This is a genomic window from Blautia glucerasea, from assembly GCF_013304385.1.
GTDB lineage: Bacteria > Bacillota > Clostridia > Lachnospirales > Lachnospiraceae > Blautia_A > Blautia_A ammoniilytica.
Window position 1 is genome coordinate 1 of record NZ_JAAITU010000029.1, and the last position, 20,746, is coordinate 20,746.

At 44.1% G+C, this 20,746-nt stretch carries 16 protein-coding genes and 1 pseudogene; 5 read left to right on the forward strand and 12 right to left on the reverse strand.

The window, feature by feature from the left end; genetic code table 11:
• Positions 1–96: 96 nt before the first annotated feature.
• The 4 genes from G5B11_RS11630 to G5B11_RS11645 form a co-directional block, all read right to left on the reverse strand.
• The gene (locus G5B11_RS11630) at positions 97–1,119 is read right to left on the reverse strand and encodes a substrate-binding domain-containing protein (protein ID WP_173728292.1); all 1,023 of its coding nucleotides are present in this window, start codon (positions 1,117–1,119) and stop codon (positions 97–99) included.
• Between the two features lie 97 nt (positions 1,120–1,216).
• On the reverse strand, positions 1,217–2,227 hold the full coding sequence (locus G5B11_RS11635) for an ABC transporter permease (protein WP_173728294.1): 1,011 nt from the start codon (positions 2,225–2,227) through the stop codon (positions 1,217–1,219).
• Positions 2,228–2,229: 2 nt separating this feature from the next.
• Positions 2,230–3,222 (reverse strand): ABC transporter permease, encoded by a 993-nt coding sequence (locus tag G5B11_RS11640; RefSeq protein ID WP_173728296.1) that lies wholly within the window; start codon positions 3,220–3,222, stop codon positions 2,230–2,232.
• Positions 3,219–4,733, reverse strand: a complete 1,515-nt coding sequence (locus G5B11_RS11645) for a sugar ABC transporter ATP-binding protein (RefSeq protein WP_173728298.1) — start codon at positions 4,731–4,733, stop codon at positions 3,219–3,221. Before G5B11_RS11645 ends, G5B11_RS11640 begins: the two co-directional genes overlap by 4 nt.
• A 192-nt stretch (positions 4,734–4,925) precedes the next feature.
• Here G5B11_RS11645 and G5B11_RS11650 point away from each other — a divergent pair, with 192 nt between their 5' ends.
• Positions 4,926–6,491 carry a response regulator transcription factor gene (locus G5B11_RS11650; RefSeq protein ID WP_173728300.1) on the forward strand — a complete coding sequence of 522 codons (1,566 nt, stop codon included), beginning with the start codon at positions 4,926–4,928 and terminating at the stop codon, positions 6,489–6,491.
• 5 nt (positions 6,492–6,496) lie between these two features.
• Positions 6,497–8,305 (forward strand): sensor histidine kinase, encoded by a 1,809-nt coding sequence (locus G5B11_RS11655; protein WP_244092995.1) that lies wholly within the window; start codon positions 6,497–6,499, stop codon positions 8,303–8,305.
• A 128-nt stretch (positions 8,306–8,433) separates the two neighbouring features.
• Here the strand turns inward: G5B11_RS11655 and G5B11_RS19465 are convergent.
• Positions 8,434–8,745: pseudogene (locus G5B11_RS19465) on the reverse strand (transposase); the annotation flags it as partial.
• A 172-nt stretch (positions 8,746–8,917) separates the two neighbouring features.
• Positions 8,918–9,835, reverse strand: coding sequence for a quinolinate synthase NadA (gene nadA, locus G5B11_RS11665; RefSeq protein ID WP_173728305.1), 918 nt, complete (start codon positions 9,833–9,835; stop codon positions 8,918–8,920).
• A gap of 154 nt (positions 9,836–9,989) precedes the next feature.
• Here nadA and G5B11_RS11670 point away from each other — a divergent pair, with 154 nt between their 5' ends.
• The 3 genes from G5B11_RS11670 to G5B11_RS11680 all read left to right on the forward strand — a co-directional run bounded on the left by G5B11_RS11670 (position 9,990) and on the right by G5B11_RS11680 (position 12,858).
• Positions 9,990–11,381, forward strand: coding sequence for an L-aspartate oxidase (locus G5B11_RS11670; RefSeq protein ID WP_244092996.1), 1,392 nt, complete (start codon positions 9,990–9,992; stop codon positions 11,379–11,381).
• The gene (gene nadC / locus G5B11_RS11675) at positions 11,374–12,231 is read left to right on the forward strand and encodes a carboxylating nicotinate-nucleotide diphosphorylase (RefSeq protein ID WP_173728308.1); all 858 of its coding nucleotides are present in this window, start codon (positions 11,374–11,376) and stop codon (positions 12,229–12,231) included. The genes G5B11_RS11670 and nadC overlap by 8 nt, the downstream gene beginning before the upstream one ends.
• Before the next feature lie 69 nt (positions 12,232–12,300).
• A complete protein-coding gene (locus G5B11_RS11680) occupies positions 12,301–12,858 on the forward strand; it encodes a transcription repressor NadR (protein WP_173728310.1) in 558 nt (185 codons plus the stop codon).
• An 87-nt stretch (positions 12,859–12,945) separates the two neighbouring features.
• Here G5B11_RS11680 and G5B11_RS11685 read toward each other — a convergent pair whose 3' ends face one another.
• The 6 genes from G5B11_RS11685 to G5B11_RS11710 all read right to left on the reverse strand — a co-directional run bounded on the left by G5B11_RS11685 (position 12,946) and on the right by G5B11_RS11710 (position 20,673).
• Positions 12,946–14,208, reverse strand: a complete 1,263-nt coding sequence (locus G5B11_RS11685) for an L-rhamnose isomerase (RefSeq protein ID WP_173728311.1) — start codon at positions 14,206–14,208, stop codon at positions 12,946–12,948.
• A 48-nt stretch (positions 14,209–14,256) separates the two neighbouring features.
• Positions 14,257–15,657 carry a rhamnulokinase gene (gene rhaB / locus G5B11_RS11690; RefSeq protein WP_173728313.1) on the reverse strand — a complete coding sequence of 467 codons (1,401 nt, stop codon included), beginning with the start codon at positions 15,655–15,657 and terminating at the stop codon, positions 14,257–14,259.
• Positions 15,658–16,005: 348 nt separating this feature from the next.
• Positions 16,006–17,085 carry a substrate-binding domain-containing protein gene (locus G5B11_RS11695; protein WP_173728315.1) on the reverse strand — a complete coding sequence of 360 codons (1,080 nt, stop codon included), beginning with the start codon at positions 17,083–17,085 and terminating at the stop codon, positions 16,006–16,008.
• 52 nt (positions 17,086–17,137) lie between these two features.
• A complete protein-coding gene (locus G5B11_RS11700; RefSeq protein WP_158420062.1) occupies positions 17,138–18,142 on the reverse strand; it encodes an ABC transporter permease in 1,005 nt (334 codons plus the stop codon).
• 15 nt (positions 18,143–18,157) lie between these two features.
• Entirely contained in the window at positions 18,158–19,651 is a 1,494-nt protein-coding gene (locus G5B11_RS11705) for a sugar ABC transporter ATP-binding protein (RefSeq protein WP_173728350.1), read from the reverse strand.
• 38 nt (positions 19,652–19,689) lie between these two features.
• The gene (locus G5B11_RS11710) at positions 19,690–20,673 is read right to left on the reverse strand and encodes an ABC transporter permease (RefSeq protein WP_173728317.1); all 984 of its coding nucleotides are present in this window, start codon (positions 20,671–20,673) and stop codon (positions 19,690–19,692) included.
• Positions 20,674–20,746 lie beyond the last annotated feature (73 nt).

Consider the following 20,746-nt stretch of genomic DNA (forward strand, 5'->3'; position numbering starts at 1 on the left):
CGAGAGATTTTGCTTAAAAATCTCTCGTAAAAACAACAAAATTTAAAGTGCTGTGGAATTTACTTTTGCACTGGAATTTACTTTTTCAAGTCACAATTAGTACAGTTTAGCCATTTCTTCGATGTTATCAGAGTTGAACTCCAGAGGCTGTCCAAGAACGATCTCTGTACCGCCGTCATCAGCTTCTGTGATTGTGTACTCGCCAAGATCTCCAGCTGTGAAAGTTTCATCAAGTTCACCTGTAATATCGCCCTTTACAAGAGAGATTGTTGCATAAGCACTAAGTTTTCCAAGGCCCTGCATATCCCACAGGTAGAAGTATGGGCAGGAATGCTCATCATCAGCACCTGTATACTCAACCATCTCAGATGGAAGTCCAAGACCTGTCAGCTTGCAGGTAGATTTCTCATCCTGAAGATATTTAGCAGCTGCTGCAATACCAACAGTTGTAGGAGCGCAGATTACTTTCAGATCCGGATATTTTTCAAGAAGAGCAGTTGTCTGGTCTGTAGATTTCTGTGGCTCATCATCACCATATGCAACCTCTACCAGATCCAGTTTGCTGTATTTCTCATCGCTTTCCATGATTGTCTTCATAGCATCGATCCATGCATTCTGGTTAGCTGCCTGAGAAGTAGCTGAAAGGATTGCCCACTGGCCTTCACCACCTGCAATATCAAGAACTGCATCAAGAAGAGCCTGTCCAACAGCTACAGTACCAGCCTGATTTACGAATACCTGACGGCTGTCTGCGTTAGGAGCAGAGTCAAAGGATGAAACCTTGATTCCTTCATCCATTGCTTCTTCCAGTTTTGCCTGAAGAGCGTTTACATCATTTGCAGAAATGCAGATTGCATCAAAATCCTGGGAAATCAGGTTGTCAAGAACTTTGATCTGTGCATCTGCTGTAGCTGCTTCCGGATAAACCACCTCAACTTCGCCGCCTTCTGCCTCAACAGTTTCTTTAAAGGATGCTGCTGCGATCTCAAAGAAAGCATTACCTGCTGATTTTCCAACCAGTGCGATCTTCTGTCCATCAGCCTCTCCGGCTAATGCAGGTGTTGCTGTTGCCAGTACCATTGTTCCGCAAAGTAATGCACTAACGATTTTTTTGTTCATGTTTTTTTCCTCCCTTGGAAATATAATTTTTAGTTTACATTATATGTGCAGCTGCTGTTACCCCATTTGCAGCCAACAACCATTTTAATAACATAGATCAGGCGTTTTTCTTAACCTTTAAAGCCTTTTTGATCTCTCCCACCACGTTGGGAAGTGCTACTGCACAGATCAGCAGTAATCCCAGGATCAGAAGGATAACCTGTGGGTGAAGATTCTGCTGTCCAAGCCCTACACGAAGACACACGATGATGAATGCTGAAATAATACCGCCTGCAAGATTTCCTTTACCACCTGTGGAAGAAATGCCTCCAAATACTGCCATTGCAATGGCATCCATCTCAAAACCGTTTCCTGTTGTGGTATTGGCTCCATAAGAAGAGGACACCATAAACAGTGCACACAATCCGCAGAAAGTTCCCATGAGTGTATAGATCAGCATACGGATCTTCTGAACATGTATACCAGAATAATAAGCTGTAAGGCGGTTGGTGCCGATAGCATATACTCTCCGTCCAAAGGTGCTCTTTCCAAGAATCAGCGCTGCTACGATGGCAAGAATCAGAACCAGGAAAAGAATGTATGGAATCCTTCCTACTTTACCACCGATTGCCTTGAATCCCTCGGAATTAACCAGGGAAACGGATCCTCCTTCACCAAGCACGATCTCTGCAATGCCTCTGAAAATAATCTGGGTAGCCAATGTTACGATCATTGGCGGAAGCTCCTGGAATCTGGTAAGGATAAACCCGTTCACTGCACCGCAGGCTGTACCTACAAGAAGAGAAATCAGGATCACCAGGATAAACGGAAGCCCTGTATTGGATACCAGGCAACTGATGGTTGCGGAAAGACATACAATCGATCCAACAGATATATCAATTTCGCCAAGAACCAGTATGTAAGCCATTGGCAACATAAGAAAGATCTCTGCCAGATAAACCGGCATCTGCCTGAGCACACTCTTTAAATTATAAAATTCTGAATACCATGCACAGAAAATGTTGACCAGGACAAACAGCAGGACCATAATCCCTTCCCAACTGAATATCATGCGTTTCACCGGATTTTCCGGCACATTGTTTATACTTCTTCCAGATTTTCCGGCCATGATCACATCTCCCTTCCTTTTAATGCATTTCTGTCAGCAATACGCTGCAGAATCACGTTCACCATTACTACCACAAGGATCAGTACACCTTTGATGGTATTCTGCCACAAAGCACCGATGCCAACCAGCGGAAGTGCTTTCGCAATGGTGGCCAGGATCAAGGATCCTAAAAGAGCGCCCAGAACAGTACCTCTTCCACCGCTCATACTTACACCGCCGATTACACAGGCTGCAATAACATCCATTTCACCGCCCTGCTGCATATCCGGCATTGCGGAAGCGTATACAGATACCTGAAGTGCTCCTCCAAGACCTGCAAGCACACCCATGATCATATAAACCATCAGTTTAATATTCTTAACATTAATACCTGAAACCTCTGCTGCACTGGGATTGCTTCCTACTGCGTAAATCTTTCTTCCTGTCCTTGTCCACTTCATAAAGAAGAAGAAAACTACATAACAGAGGATGATCACCCACACAACTGCATTGATTCCAAGCACACTGGATGTTGCAAAATTCTTAAAGCTTCCAAGTGCTGCTGCCCCGGCCCATTCACCATTATTAGATACCAGATATCCCAAGGCACGGAACACATACATAAATCCCATGGTTGCAATGATCGGCGGTACACTGGCTCTGGAAATCACCAGACCTACCAGGAAACCGCAAGCAAGTCCAATGGCAAGCGCGATTACAAAAGCAAGAATGGTGCTGGTAATCTGACCGTATTTCAGAAGCATACCAATGGACATTCCGGAAAGTGCCAATGTTGACATGATGGAAATATCAATTCCTCCTACCAGCATAACACACAGCATTCCAAGTGCCATGACCATTGTAACTGCATTGTTTTTCAACATATCCATCAGTGACTTAGGTTTCAGGAAAGAAGGGCTGATGGCTGTAATGATTGCAAATAGCAAAATCAGAATCACTGCAAGGAGAAACTCCCTGGAGCCGGTTATTTTCTTTAGAGTTGATTTCTGTTTCATAATCTTCCCGCCTCCTTTGATGTCTGTCCTTTTTCCATTGCAAGCTCAAGAATTCTTTCCTGGGTTGCCTCTTCTTTATTTAATTCACCTGTCTTCCGGCCATTGCACATCACAACGATACGGTCAGACATTCCCAGGATCTCCGGCATTTCTGAAGAGATCAGTACAATGGCATAGCCTTTCTTTGCCAGATCTCCCATAATCGCATAAATCTCTGCCTTTGCACCTACATCTACACCTTTGGTAGGCTCATCCATGATAACCACTTTCATTTCCTGGCTCAGTGCTTTGGCAACAACTACCTTCTGCTGATTACCACCGGAAAGAGAGCTTGCAGGCTGGAAAATGTCCACAGCCTTTGTATCTACTTCCTCAAGAAGCTGTTTTGCCAGCTCCCGCTCTTTCGGCTCATTATTAAATCCTTTTTTTGCATACTGGCTGATGGTAGGAAGTGTCACATTTCGTCCCAGCCCCCAGCTCATAATCAGGCCTTCCTTCTGTCTGTCTTCCGGAAGGAGGATGATGCCTTTTTTCATTGCATCAGATGGCTGTTTGATATGGATCTCCTGGCCTTCCAGATATACTTTTCCTTCATCAGGAGTAGTAATTCCGCAAATGCTTTCTACTACTTCGGTACGGCCTGCGCCAACCAACCCTGTAAGACCTATGATTTCCCCTGCATGTACGTCAAAGGAAACATTTTTAAAGTAACCAACCCTTGACAAGCCTTCCACCCGAAGCATTTCTTCACCAAGCTGTACTTCTGGCTTTGGAAACAGATCCTTGATCTCACGGCCAACCATAGCTTTGATCAGATCTGCATTTGTGATCTCGTCTACATTGTATGTGCCAATATACTGAGAATCTCTAAAAACGGTAACTCTGGATGCCAGACGGTACATATCCTCAAAACGATGCGAGATAAAGATAATGGAAACTCCTTCTTCTCTCAGATGATCTACGATCCGATACAATTCCTCGGATTCTCTTTTAGTAAGTGCTGCAGTAGGCTCATCCAGAATCACGATCTTGGCATTAGTAGAAAGTGCCTTGGCAATCTCAACCATCTGCTGCTGTGCAACACTTAAAGTTCCCATTTCAGCCGTAGCATCAAAATCTGCATTCAGCTGTCCCAGAAGCTTGTTGGCTTCCTCATTCATCTTTTTCCACTGGATCATCTTATGGACAATAATCTCATGTCCCATGAAAATATTCTCTGCAACTGTCAGATGCGGATAAGATGTAGGATGCTGATATACAGCAGCAATCCCGGCTGCCTGTGCGTCCTTAGGTCCTTTGAAGTCCACTTTCTGGCCATTCAGGAACATCTCTCCTTCTTCTGCTTTATGTACACCGGTAATAACCTTGATAAATGTGGATTTACCGGCACCATTCTCACCCATCAGCGCATGAACTTCTCCGGGCTTTAGCTGGAACTGTACATTGTTCAGTGCTTTCACTCCGGGGAATATCTTGGTAATGCCTTTTAACTCAAGAACATATTCCGACACTGTATGATTACCTCCCTCTTTGATCTGTACTAATTGTATCATGTGCCTTTTAGAGGCTAAACCGGAAAATATTTGGAAACAGGGTAAAATATTATTCAGTTAAAGAAAAATCCACAGATTTTCCCTGTGTTATGATATAATCCTTTTAACAGAATTACTAAGAGATCATAGAAAGAAAGAGGTTCTTCCTATATGAAATTACTAATTGTAGACGACGAGGAGCTTACACGGACTGGCGTTATTTCCTCCATTGACTGGAAATCATTAGACATAGACGAAGTGCTCCAGGCAGACGACGGGATCAACGGATTAGAAGCTGCCAGGATTCATAAGCCTGAGATCATACTCTGTGATGTACGGATGCCCCGTATGGATGGTATCACCATGCTTGAAAAGCTGGAACAGTTCCTTCCGGACACAGTTCCCATTTTTATGAGTGGCTACTCAGACAAGGAATACCTGAAAGCTGCTATTAAATTAAAAGCAGTGAATTATATTGAAAAGCCTTTAAATCCAGCTGAGATCCGTGAAGCTGTACAGGAAGCTTCTGAAGTCTATCGCCAGAAGCTACGTACTCATCGCGGGGAAACGCTTCATTCCATGGAAACAGCCTCACGGCTTGCTCTGGCATTGGCTACTCCTTACCGCTTCAGCGAAAAAGTGATCAGCGAATTAAGCCAGGAGCTTTCCCTTTATATGGAATCTGATACCTGTTTTACCGCCCTGATCGCCAAAATCGATACAGAGCAGGATTTCTCTGTGCCTGCTATTGACGATATTTATCAAAATATCTGCGATTATCTGTCCAATTTTCATCTTCAATGTATTTATGCAGAAAAGAAAGCACAATATCTTGTTTATTTTATTTTTGGCTCTTCCATGCCACAGGAAGCGACTCTGGATCTGATCCGGGATTATATCAGCTGCCAGTATCAGGCTTATCACAAATTTTATATCACAGCAGGCGGTTCCTTTACAGGTGTTTCCAAAGCCTACCAGTCCTATGAGTCGGCAGTGATCCTTCAGCAGAGCAGCTTCTTTTTCCCAAGCGGATCTTTTTTAAGTTCCTCTCTTCTGAAAGACAGGGATCTGCGCTCTCATCCCCCTCTTCCGGAATTTCCGGAGAAAGAATTTCAAGATCTTCTTGCCCTTAAAAATCAGGACGGCTGCAATGCCTTTCTTGGACAAATATACGATTTTTACAATCAGAATACACAGGTACTTTCCAATCACGCAAAGGATCTTTATTACAAGCTGTTCCGCTGTCTTGATGAGATTTACAGGCAGCTTCAGATCTCCCTTCCCTCTGACAGGGAAAATGCAGTAGACACTCTTGAAAACAGCTTTTCATTCCAGGATCTGCATAGCAAGCTGCTTGACCGGATCACAGATTTTTTCCGTGAGCTTCAGGATTCTGTACAGGAAAATCAGACCATTTTTCTGATTAAGGAATATATCAGCAAGAATTACGGAAATGAGTCCCTTTCGGTAAAGGATATCAGTTCTCATGTATTTTTGTCAGCTTCTTATGTATGTACCTTTTTTAAAAATGAAACCGGCAAAACCCTGAATCAATATCTGACCGAATATCGAATGGAAAAGGCTAAGCAGCTGCTTGCAGATCCCAGATTCCGAATTGCGGATATCTCCTCCAAGGTAGGATATAATGACGGGAATTATTTTGGTAAAAGCTTTAAGAAGTATACCGGTTTTTCTCCTTCTGAATATCGAGAAAGGATTTCCTGTAAACAATTATGAGAAAAATGCTGAATAAACTGAAGCACCGCTATGGGGATATGAAGCTTCAGTCCAAATTTACCATTGCACTTGTGCTTGCTGTGGCAGTTCCCCTTATCCTTCTGGGCATATTTTTCTATGGAAAACTTTACGAAATGATCGTCTCCTATACCATACGGCAGGAACAGGATATTTCCGCTAAAACTTCCCCCCAGATCGACGATATGCTTAAACAGGTCACAGATACCTATGACTCTCTGGCGGAAGAATCCTTTTATAAAACTTTATTTCACCAACCGGTAAATGCGCCCTTTTCCATGCTGACAGCTTCTGAAAGTGCAGATGATTTCTGTCAGGCTGTGAAAAAGCTTACAGACAGCTCCCTGATCACCAATATCCGGATCTACGTGGATCTTCCTGCTGCCTCTTCCTTGTTTTCCGGCACGAAAGAAAAGATTCTCTATCCGGTAAGCGGGATCCGGGGAACTTACTGGCATGGGATTTTCCAAAGCACCAATACTTCAAAGCTTTTCTGTCCTCCCTTTTATCTGGGGACTCAGGAAAAGTCTGACTGTGGGGATCTGGCTTACATCCATACTGCCAGCATTTATTATCATGGAAGCCCTATCAATGCTTATGTAGCCGTTTATTATTCCAGCAGCCGCCTGATAAAAGTATTAAATGAAAACCTTGGCTTAAAGGACAGCGTTTCCTATATTGTAAACGAAAGAAACAGCCTGGTGGCATCTTCTGATGAATCCCTGTCCGGTATTTACTGGCTGGGATACGAGGATATTTCCCAGTCCTTTATGTCTTCCAATAATTTTATCGAAAAAAACATCCTTGGCAATAAAATCTACTCCTGCTTTTACAGGATCAATCAGCCAGGCTGGTTTATGGTAACGATCCTGCCCTCCAAACCACTGATTGCCCAAAGTAATGAGATGATGATGCAGTTCGCTTTTTTCTATCTGCTTTTTCTCATCCTTGCCCTGTTCCTGTCCGGCCGGCTTTCCCGTTCTATTACAGGACGTATCTCTTCTGTGATCGGACAAATGCGTAAGGTCCGCCAGGGACCTCCGGTAGCTATGGACAGCCCGGTATATCACGATGAGGTAGGTGATCTGATCGATACCTACAACTATATGACAAGAAAAATGAACCAGCTGATGGATAATCAGGCAAAAGCCGCTGAAGATCTGAGAATCGCAGAGTTTAATTCCCTGCAGGCACAGATCAATCCTCATTTTCTTTACAATACCATGGATATGATCAACTGGATGGCCCAGCAGGGACGTACAGAAGAAGTAACAAACGCTGTACAGAACCTTTCCAGGTTCTACAAGCTGACCCTAAGTCAGAAAAAAAGCATCAGCACCATTGCTAAGGAAGAGGAGCATGTATCCATATATATTCATCTGCAGAACATGCGTTATCATGACAGCATCCAGTTTATCTCTGATATTCCGGATGAGCTGATGGATGACCAGATCCCAAAGCTGACCCTGCAGCCAGTAGTGGAAAATGCCATTCTTCACGGCATCCTGGAAACCGATTCCAAATCCGGCACCATTGTGCTTACCGGATGGCTGGAGGATCAGGATCTGGTACTGCTTATTTCAGATGATGGTGTTGGCATGTCCAAGGAAAAACTGGATACCATCCTTACCGGGACAGGCTCCTCTTCAGGCAAGGGCACAAATATTGCAATCTATAATACCCATCGCAGGCTTCAGATCCTGTACGGACCGGATTATGGACTTTTCTATTCCAGTGAACCAGGAAAAGGAACAGAGGTACAGATCCGTATTCCTGCCAGAAAGGCCTCCACATAAGAAACGTAACAGGAACATTACATCGCAGCCTCCTCTATTCGCACAGAAAATCGCACAGAAAAAGGGGCTGTCACAAAATCATCAACAATAGATGATTGAGCGGCAGCCTCTGCCGTTATAGACATAACCCCCATGCAAAGCAAAAGAATCTCTAGTTTTACTTTGGTTTTTCCACGGAGTAAAAATCTTTGGAATTCATAATCATTTTTCAAAACTCCGAATGCCCCTTCCACCTGTATGGAACGGTTCGTCCGGTACTGGATTCCGGTTTCGCTCAAGATATTTTCGTATGATTCCTGACGCTTCTCCAGAAAGCTTTTTGAAATATACAGTCGCTTATTTCCTTTCGCACGGGTACATTTTTCCTTATGGGGACAATTGGTGCAATCCTCGCATTCATACACGGTTACTTCCGATTCATAGCCACTTTTGCTTTTCTTAGTGCTGTGATCCGGAGCTTTTTGCCCAGCAAGCAGCCACATAAAGTTGATATCCCTGCGGCATGCCTACTTTTTCATTTTTGACCAAAAAGGAGCTGCTGCTCCATAGATGATTACTCATCTATTTTGCAACAGCCCTCTTTTCTTTCTTCTCATTCGGGCAATTTACTGCTTATTCCCCCAATGTCAGCATCGTATCAATACACGCTTTCGCTTTCACTCTCACATTCTCATCCAGGCTGATTTCCTCGCCTCCCTGTCCGCGGACACAATTGTACACATCCATCAGGGTCGTCAGCTTCATATTGTGGCATACACAGTCCTTTGACAGTGGATAGAATCTCTTATCCGGGCACTCAAACTGAAGATGCTGTACGATACTGTTCTCTGTACCAATGATAAATTCCTGTGCATCGCTTTCCTTTGCATATTTCATGATTCCCGTTGTACTTCCGATGTAATCGGCCATAGCAGAAACCTCTGGCAGGCATTCCGGATGAACCAGGAATTTTGCTTCCGGATGGGCTGCCCGAGCCTTTTTCACATCTCTTACTGACATTCTCAGGTGAGTAGGACATCCTCCGTGAACAAATTTAAAGGTTTTCTCAGGAATCTGTTTTTCCACCCAAGCGCCAAGATTACAGTCCGGGATAAACAGGATCTTGTCATTGTCAATATTTTTCACGATCTTCACGGCAGAAGAGGACGTTACACACACATCACAGAGGGTTTTCAGTTCTGAGGTTGTATTGATATAGGCCACAACTGTATAATCCGGATTTGCCTCTTTCAGCGCAGACAGCATTTCCACGTCCAGCTGCTCTGCCATAGGACATCCTGCTCCGCTGTTGGAAAGGTAAACTGTTTTCTCCGGTGAAAGAATTTTCACAGTCTCTGCCATAAATCTCACGCCGCACATCAGCACATTTTTCTGCGGTGCCTTTGCAGCCTGCTGACTCAGCCCATAGGAATCCCCGGTATAATCTGCCACTTCCAGGATTTCATGGTTCTGGTATGCATGTGCAAGAATACAGATGTCTTTTTCCTTCTTTAAGCGCAGAATCTCATCCTGCAGTTCTCTTGTAGTCATTATAATCGTATTTCACTCCTGTTTTTCTCTCAATTTTCTTTGGATTATATGCCACCTTTCTCTGACTGTCAACAAAAAACTTTACACCTATCTTGTCAACTGTAAATTTTAGTGTTATACTACAGGACATGTTGTCACAGAAAGGAATACCACTATGAAAACAAATATCCTCATCGCAGGCAGCGGCTGTTCCGGCCTTTACTGTGCCCTCAAACTTCCCCGCGATAGAAAAATTACCATTATAACCAAATCCGACCTTACCAGCAACGATTCCTATCTTGCCCAGGGCGGTATGTGCATGCTGAAAGAGACAGCTGACTATGACAGTTTTTTTGAAGATACCATGAAAGCCGGACATTACGAAAACGATAAAAAGTCCGTTGAGATCATGATCAAAACTTCACCTGAAATTGTAAAGGATCTTGTTTCCTACGGCGCACGCTTCGAGCGAAACGAAGATGGCAGCCTTGCCTACACCAAAGAGGGTGCCCATTCCACCAACCGGATCATTTTCCACGAAGATGTAACAGGAAAGGAAATTACCAGTACCCTGCTTCGTGAAGTTCAGAAGCTTTCTAACGTGGAGCTTCTGGAATACACCACTCTGGTTGATATTCTGGAAAAAGACAATCGCTGCTATGGTGCCGTGATCCGTCGTCCCGACGGCTCCCTTGACACAGTCACTGCCGACCATACTGTTCTGGCAAGCGGCGGAGTCGGCGGCCTTTACAAGCATTCCACTAATTTCCGCCATCTTACCGGAGATGCCCTTGCCATTGCCAGCAGACATAATATTGAACTTCAAAATCCGGATTATGTGCAGATCCATCCCACCACCTTTTATACCAAACATCCGGAGGACCGCAGCTTTTTGATCTCCGAATCCGTTCGTGGAGAAGGTGCGAAATTATACGATAAAAACATGAACCGCTTTGTAAACGAACTGCTGCCCCGTGATCTTCTTTCCCAAAAGATCCACGAGCAAATGGCAAAAGACGGCACAGATTTTGTCTGGGAGGACCTTCGCCCCATCCCGGCTGAAACTCTCCGCCACCATTTTCCAAACATTGTTGAACACTGTAAAGAAATGGGATATGATGTTTTCAAAGAGTGTATTCCGGTTGTTCCGGCACAGCACTATTTCATGGGCGGCGTAAAAGTGGATCACGAAAGCCGCTCCTCCATGGAAAATCTCTACGTAGTAGGCGAAGCAGCCTGCAACGGAGTCCATGGTAAAAACCGTCTGGCAAGCAATTCCCTGCTGGAAAGCCTTGTTTTTGCAAGACGCGCCGCACAGGATATGACAGAGCATTCTGCCAATTGCAGTCCCGATTCCAGCGCCTTGGAAAACAGCCCTGAATACAATGCCAGCGCTGCCGCCAACACCCATGACGGCACCTCCACTGCCGAATACCTGGCATCCCACGTAGATCTTCATCAGTACGAAGATGCCCAGGCTCTCGCAGAGACTTATCATCACCTCGCAGAACAGGCCATCACCCTTGGCCAGGATTCAAAAGACAGAAAGGAATTTTTATATGTATGATCAGGTAACCCTCGGATTAAATGTTGATCCGTATATTTTAAGCGCATTAAAAGAAGATATCACAAGTGAAGACGTATCCACCAACAGTGTTATGCCAGATCCAACACCAGGTGTGGTAGACCTCATCTGTAAAGAAGATGGAATCATCTGTGGACTGCAGGTTTTTGAACGTGTTTTCACACTTCTGGATTCATCTGCGAAAGCTGAATTTTACGTAAAAGACGGTGATCACGTAGAAAACAAACAGCTGATCGGAAAAGTTTATGGAGATATCCGTGTCCTTCTCTGCGGCGAAAGAACTGCCCTCAACTATCTTCAGAGAATGAGCGGAATTGCCACCTACACCAGCCAGGTTGCCGCACTTCTTGAGGGCACCGGAATCAAGCTTCTGGACACCAGAAAGACTTCTCCAAACAACCGTATTTTTGAAAAATATTCTGTACGCATCGGCGGAGGCAATAACCACCGGTACAATCTTTCTGACGGCGTACTGCTCAAGGACAACCACATCGGTGCTGCCGGCGGCGTAAAGCAGGCCATCTCTATGGCAAAAGCATATGCACCTTTTGTCCGCAAAATTGAAGTAGAAGTAGAAAATCTGGATATGGTAAAGGAAGCTGTAGAAGCCGGTGCAGACATTATCATGCTTGACAATATGTCTACCGAGCAGTTGAAAGAATCCATCGACTACATCGCTGGCCGTGCAGAAATCGAAGTTTCCGGAAATGTGACAAAAGAAAACATTGCCAGACTTACCGGTTTGGGTGTAAATTATGTATCAAGCGGTGCCCTTACCCATTCCGCACCGATTATGGATTTATCTATGAAAAATCTTCATCCGGTGGAGTAGCTTCTACCATATCCTGGAATTGCTCCCCACGGATTTCCCCATAAAAACCAGCAGACAGGAGATGAAAAAATGAAAGGTGAAGAAAGAAGAACCAAACTTTTAGATATCTTATCCTCCAGCAATAGTCCCGTTTCCGGCGGTACTTTATCTAAGAAATTAGACGTAAGCCGCCAGATTATTGTCCAGGATATTTCTCTCCTGCGTGCCAACGGTGCCACCATTTTTTCCACCAACAAAGGCTATCTGCTGCAGGAAGAAAAAAAATATTCCAGGGTTTTCAAAGTCTATCACTCAGACGATCAGGTAGAAGAAGAGCTGAGTACTATCGTGGACGCCGGTGGACAGATCCGTGATGTCTTTGTCTACCACAAGGTATACGGTGTCCTGAAAGCAGATATGGGAATTAAGTCCCGCCGTGACATCCGCAGCTACATGGAAGAGATCAGTTCTGGCAAATCCAGCCTTCTAAAAAATGTGACCTCCGGCTATCACTACCACACCATAGATGCAGAATGCGAAGAGATCCTGGATGCCATTCAGGCTGAGCTTCAACAAAAAGGCTTTCTTGCAAAATTACAAGACTACGAACCCGTTGATTTCTGGGGCGGGCAGGAATCTGCCAAATAGAACCCTTTAGCGCTTATTCAGTTTTTTATAAAGAACTGAATAAGCGCTTTCTATGTGAATATATGTAAAACAAAATCAGAAGCTTAATTATTTCCTACTGGAAAGTACTTCCTTTTCGTACTTCTCCACTTCGGTAAACCAGTCAAATCCAACCGGTGTGCCACAGCTTTCGCAAAAATAATCCCATACATCTCCAAATGGGAAAGTTTTCATTTCTTCCTGTACAGTCATAAGTTTTGTCAGGTTATTAGTATCCTGAAGTTCTTTTAGCTGTGCATTAGGCTGAAGAAGAGCAAACAACAAAGACTTGGACATATTGCGAAGTCCTGTGGTCCATGCGGAAATACGGTTGATGCTTGCATCAAAGTAATCCAGCGCAATATATACACGGTCAAGCGCATCATTACGGACGATCTCTTTTGCGATCTCTCTTGTTTCATCATCAAACAGTACAACATGGTCAGAATCCCAGCGTACAGGTCTTGTTACATGCAATGCGATCTCAGGAAAGAAGCAAAGCAGTGACGAGATCTTATCAGATACCACTTCTGTAGGATGATAGTGTCCGTTATCCATCAGCGGCAGGCATTTATCCTTATGCTCTGCTGCAAAGGACAGTGTAAACTCTGCACTTCCTGCTGTATAGGATTCCACACCGATACCAAATACTTTAGACTCTACACAGGGTTTTACCAGATTGAAATCGTATGGCTCGGAAAGGATTTCCTCGATAGATTCTTTATAACGCATTCTCGGTCCAAGACGGTCTCCAGGAATATCCTTGTATCCGTCACCTGTCCATATGTTCATAACACATGGGATGCCTGTTTCTTCAGCAAAATACTGAGAAATACGGATACATGCTTTGCCGTGGCGGATCCAGAATTTTCTGGTTTCTTCATCCGGACTGCTTAAGGTAAGTCCGTCTTTCACTTTCGGGCTTGAGAAAAATGTTGGATTGAAATCAATGCCCACACCTTTGGCTTTTGCAAAATCCACCCATTTTTTGAAGTGCTTTGGCTCCAGCTGATCTCTGTCTACCCACTGGCCATCTTCAAAAATAGCATAGGATGCATGTATATTGATTTTTTTCTTTCCAGGAGCCAGTGACATAACCTTTTCCATATCTGCCATCAGTTCTTCCGGTGTCATTGCTTTTCCAGGATAATTTCCTGTTGTCTGGATACCACCTGTTAATGGACCGTCCTGATCAAATCCTTTTACATCATCCCCCTGCCAGCAATGAAGAGAAATAGGCACATTTTTCAGAACCTGGATGGCTTTGTCTGTGTCTACTCCAACCTTGGCATATCTGGCTTTTGCAGATTCGTATCTTTCCTTTGTGGTCATTGTTGATTCCTCCTTTAAATAATCTCTTCCCAATGGATTCTGATTACATCATTTATATATTTTGATATCAAAAGACTGGTGGATCGCAGTTCTTGCTTCCTCTACAGATCTAAACTCTCCAGCCTCCAGCATCTGTGCTGTAATATTTCCAATAGCGGTAGCTTCTGTAGGACCTGCATGAACTTCTTTTCCTGTTGCTTTTGCAGTCAGTTCATTTAAGTATCCTGCATTTGCGCCACCACCTACAATGTGGATCCTGCTGTAGGTTCTGCCTGTCATTTCTTCCAGGCTCTTTGCTGTACGTGCATAGCATTCTGCAAGGCTTGTATAGATCACAGTTGCGATCTGGCCTAATGTTTCCGGAACCTGCTGGCCTGTCCGTCTGCAGTAATCCTGGATTTCTTTCGTCATATTCTCCGGTGAAAGGAAGCACTGTGCATTTGCATCCACTCGGGATGGGAAATCCTTCGCCTCCTCTGCCATCTGGCAGATTTCTCCAAATCCATATTTATCCTGGAATTCATGGCGTACAGACTGGATCATCCAAAGTCCCATAATGTTTTTCAGATAGCGGAATCTTCCTCCGTATCCCCCTTCATTTGTCAGGTTCATACCACAGCTTTTCAGTGAACAGTCTGCTTCTTTTCTTTCCAGTCCCATCAAAGACCAGGTACCGGAACTGATATAAATAAAGTCATCATCATTTGCCGGTACTGCCAGAACAGCAGAGCCTGTGTCATGGGTAGCCGGAGCTACAACTACCAGGTCAAACCCTACTTCTTCCTGTACTTCTTTTGTAAGATGGCCAATGGGTGTACCTGGCATGATCAGCTTCTGGAACATTTTTCTTGGATATCCCAGCATATCGATCAGTTCATAATCCCAGTCCTTTGTCAACGGACTTACAAGCTGTCCTGTGGTTGCTTCTGTGTACTCGCAGGTTTTCTTTCCTGTGAGAAGGTAATGAAAATAATCCGGTACATGAAGCAGAGTGTCTGCCTTTTCCAGATATTCCGGATGTTTTTTCTTTACAGCCATCAGCTGGTATATGGTATTAAAGATCTCTTTCTGGATGCCTGTACGCTCATACAGCTTCTCCTGTGGAATGATCTTATATACTTCTTCATCCATACCCTCTGTACGATGATCTCTGTAACCAACTGTATTGCCAAGAACCTGTCCGGCTTCATCCAGAAGGACATAGTCAACTCCCCATGTATCTACTCCCATGCTTACCGGGATCTTGCCCAGCTCTTTACATTTTTTCAGTCCATCCTTGATTTCTACGAAAAGCCTGTCAAATTCCCAGCAAAGCTCTCCGTCCTTTTTTACCATCCCATTTTCAAAACGGTGCACTTCTTCCAGCACTATTTTTCCATTTTCCAGATGTCCCAGGATCAGTCTTCCGCTGGATGCTCCAATGTCTACTGCCAGATAATACTTTGTCATTTTTAAAACCTCCTCAATATTTGTATAATTCCTCGTATTTTGTCTGAATCTATGCAGGAATACCTTCATATTGATGATACCATATTACTACATAAATCAGCAATGTATAAGAACCTGGTTTGCCATAAAAAAGGTTCTTATTTGCAAACTGAAAATAGATTCAAGTTTCTAAAAAGAAAACCGGAGGGTAGCCTCCGGTTTTCCTGATAAGTTTCGTTCGTACATTAGCGCGAATGCCCATCTCAAGACCTTCGGTCTTTCGATGTTCGCTGCGCTCACATAGCCTCTCTTATGAATCTTTTCGTCTGCAAGCAGCCGAAAGCTTCATATTTCGAGTCTGCATTCGCTTTAGTCGTACAGGTTCTGTGCGATTTCTTCGTCGTTCATGTTCTCAGCTGTGTACCACTGGCATCCACTGTCAACGTCTTCTACAGTCTCACCTTTTGCTGCTTTGCAAGCAAGTTCAACTACAGATGCGCCCATAGCTACAGGAGCCTGTGTGATAGCGCCGATGAATGTGCCGTCAGCAACTGCTGCTTTGATGTTTGCGCCGGAGTCAAATCCAACACCAACAACCTGATCATCACCAGAGCCAAGTTTCTGAAGGTTCTCATTACCTGTGATCATAGCCTCTGCGGAGTGCTGGTTGGAGCCGTATACGCAGATTGTATCATCTTTATTTAACAGTGTCTGGCAGTCGATTGCGGACAGCTCAGATGTTACCTGTGAAGGAACAAGGATCTCGATTACAACATCACCGTCGTCTGTAGCTTCAACCTTGGCATCTCCAACGTATCTGTCATTTCCTTCAAGAGAAACTGTTTTGCCGTCTGCGATGATCAGCTCGCCCATCTTGTCGATAAATCCAAGACCTCTGTTTACGATAGACTCGGAAGTAGCATCCTGGCCCATAACACCGATTCTTACTTTGCCATCAGCATTTGCGATTCTGTCTTTTAATACTTCATATGTTTTCTCTGCTGCAAGAGCACCTGCTGCATAGTTGTCTGTAGAAGCGTTTGCAACTACTGCGCCTTCTGGAGCATCCGGAACACCAGAGTCAAAACCGATGATCGGGATACCTGCATCCTGAGCCTGTCCGATAGCATCCAGGCATGCGCTTGTATCAAGAGCAGCAAGTCCGATAGCGTCTGGTTTCTGGTTGATTGCGGAGTTCAGTTCCTGAACCTGCTCTGCAATATCAGACTCGGAGTTTGGTCCTACGAAATTGATGGAGCATCCTAATTCTTCTGCTTTTTCCTCAGCACCCTTTAAAACTGCCTGCCAATACTGATGCTGGAAGCCTTTGGATACGATCTCGATCTTCAGTCCTGCATAATCAGACTCAGCATGAACTGTAACTGCACCAACCATAGTTCCAACCATTGCAGCACATAATGCAACGCTCATTAATTTCTTTCCTGCCATTTTTAAATCCTCCTTGATTTGAATTATATAGTTTGTAGTTTCTGCATACCCCTTATGCAGTCTTTTTATTTTTCAGTACATCTATGAAGATTGCCAGGACCAGTACCAGACCTGTAAAGATCTGCTGCCAGTTTGCCTGCAGTCCGATGTACGGAAAACCTGTTTTCAGCAGTGACATTACGAAAACACCTAACAGAGTTCCTGTAACTGTCCCTACTCCACCATTCATGGATGTTCCACCGATGATCGCTCCGGCGATAGCATCCAGCTCCAGTCCTGCTCCGGTTCCTGGCGGAATCGCCTGGAATGTAGCCGCATAGGCGATACCTGCAAGTCCTGCGAAAAAGCCGGAGATCAGATAAGCCAGAGACTGATATTTTACTACATTTACACCTGATAATCTTGTTGCTTCTTTGTTGCTTCCAATAGCGATAATATAACGTCCTGCTCTTGTTTTATTCAGGAAGATGGACATCAGGATCACACAGATCAGTACCAGAATAAATCCTACCGGGATCATCTTTCCGTTCATTTTCAGTTTGAAAATGCTGCGGAACCAGCCGTTTTCAGCTGCAGCCGGAGGCCAGGTAACACTCATGGCTCCTGTAAGAAGAGAACCAAGACCTCTGGTGATCATCATAGTGCCAAGTGTTGCGATAAAGGGAGGCAGATCCATCACTGCAACCAGTAATGCGTTTAACAGACCGATCAAAACTCCCAGTGCAATGGCTGCCAGCATACCAACCACTACAGGCATTCCTACCTTTGTGATCAGATGACCGCCAAACAATGCGTAACAGATCATTCCTGTTCCTATGGAAAGGTCTACACCACCTGTGATCAGGCAGAAGGTAACACCAATTGCCATGAAGCTGATGTAATATGAATAATCAAAAATACTAACTAATGTAGAATACTGTCTGAAAGCCGGACTTCCCACTGAAAACATGATCGCCAGGAAAATAATTACCAGCACAACCACGATTTTCTGGGTTCCAATAGCTTTTACAATAGGGTTATTGGTAAAAGCATTCCCCTTTTTTTCTCTATCTGCCATTTTTCCTTCCTCCTCTTATTCTCTTCTGGTAGCCGCATGCATGATATTTTCCTGTGTTGCCTCTGAGATATCAATCTCACCGGTCTTCTTGCCTTCACACATTACCACGATACGGTCACTCATTCTCAGAATCTCTGTCATTTCAGAGGAAATCATAATGATCGACTTTCCTTCTGCCACCAGCTCATTCATCAGGTGATAGATCTCACTTTTAGCACCTACATCAATACCTCTGGTAGGCTCATCAAAGATCAGGATGTCACAGTTTCTTACCAGCCATTTAGCAATAACTACTTTCTGCTGGTTTCCACCGGAAAGATTTACTACCAGCTGATCTACTCCTGGTGTTTTTGTTTTCAGGTCATTTACATATTTCTTTGCAATCTCATTTTCTTTTTTCTTGTTAATGAAGATTCCATTCATGAAATTCTCCATGCTTGCCATGGTAGAATTCTCTGCCACACTTTTGGCTACAACAATTCCGTAACGCTTTCTGTCCTCTGACAAATAACCGATTCCACATTTTACAGCATCCATAGGGCTCTTGATATCTACTTTTTTACCATTTACGTAAATATCACCGCTTTCTTTAGGATCTGCTCCAAAAAGTGCTCTTGCAGTCTCTGTACGTCCTGCACCCATCAGGCCGGAAAAACCAAGGATCTCTCCTTTGTGAAGTTCAAAGCTTACATCCTGTACCATCTTCCCTGCATTCAGGTGTTCTACCTTCAGAACAACCGGTGCGTCTGGCGCCACATTGCTTTCTGTCTTCGGATCTTCATAGATCACACGGCCAACCATCATATTGATGATATCATCTTTTGTACAATCCTTTGTGATCAGTGTTCCTACGTAACTTCCATCACGCATAACTGTTACACGGTCTGTGATCACCTTGATCTCGTCCATACGATGGGAAATATAAACGATTCCCAGCTGCTTATCCCTCAGATCACGGATGATCTTGAACAGTTCTTCGATCTCTGCTTCTGTAAGAGCTGCAGAAGGCTCATCAAAAATGATAACCTTTGCCTCATGAGAAATCGCTTTGGCGATCTCACACATCTGCTGCTTACCAACAGTAAGATTTCCCATTTTTTCCTTTGGATCAATATCAATGTTCAGCTGTCTGAAAAGCTTTGCTGCTTCCTCATTCATCTTCGCATCATTGATCAGCTTGCCATTCATGATCTCACGGCCGATAAAAATGTTCTGAGCCACTGTAAGATGATTCAGCATGTTCAGCTCCTGGTGCACGATCACAATACCTGCATCCTGTGCATCCCTTGGGCTTGTAAACTCTACTTCTTTTCCTTCATATGTAATCGAACCTGAATCCTTGGAATAAATACCTGTCAGAACTTTCATCAGAGTGGATTTACCGGCTCCGTTCTCTCCCATCAGAGCGTGAACTTCACCTTTTCTGATCTCCAGGTCAACATGGTCCAGTGCATGAACACCGGGGAAAGACTTATCTATACCCTTCATTGTTAAAATGACTTCACCCATATCTCTATCCTTTCTCTCTACTTTATTGTAGTCACACATCAGTTCTTTCTCTTCTTACTCCGAACATCTGCATACACAGCCAGAAGAACGATGATACCGGTAATTACATACTGATAATCTTTCTGGAAGCCCATTGCAAGGATACCTTCCTGAAGAAGTGATACGATCAGAACACCAATAATACTTCCTCCGATAGAGGCCACGCCACCTGCCATGGAAGTTCCTCCCATAACACAGCTTGCGATAGCATCATTGTTGAATGTATCACCAAGTCCCGGCTGAACTGTTGTATAGGAACCAACATAGGCGATTGCTGCAACTCCTGCCAATGTTCCGCAGATCACATATGCCAGCATTTCCCATTTCTTAACATTAACACCGGATAAGCGGACTGCTTCTTTGTTACTGCCCAGGCACAGGATATATCTTCCTGCTTTTGTATTATTCAGGATGATTGCGCAGATCACTGCGATCACAAGCAGGATCAGAAGACCAGTTGGAACATCTGTGTTTCCGATCTTCATTCTTACCAGGCTTCTGTACCAGCCAGATGCATCACTTGACTGTGGCCAGCTGATGGTCTGTGTCTGTGTAAATACAGAACCGATTCCCTTTGCCAGCATCATGGAAGCCATGGAAGAGATAAATGACGGAAGTCCCATGTAGGCTACCAGGAATCCATTCCAGATACCAAACACAAGGCCTACCAGAACACATACCAGAAGAGCTGCTCCTGTAGGTATGCCGTCTTTTGTCAGAAGTCTTCCTGCGATCAGTGCTGCACAGAACATTACCGGACCGATTGAGAAATCAATACCGCCGGTAGCAATCACAAAGGTAACTCCCAATGCCAGGAATCCTAGAAAGTAAGCATAGTTCAATGCACTCAGGATTCGGGAATAGCTTAAAAACGTAGGGCTGATGATCGCAAATGCAATGTACATAACAAGAAGCACACCACATAATACAATCCTGTTAAATCCAACCTTTTTTACAAATGGGCTGTTTTTGAAATTTTCCATTTCCGTTCCTCCTCATTTCATTTCCCTTCAACTGTGATTATTATATCCTGTGGCCATCTGGATTTTAATGGAA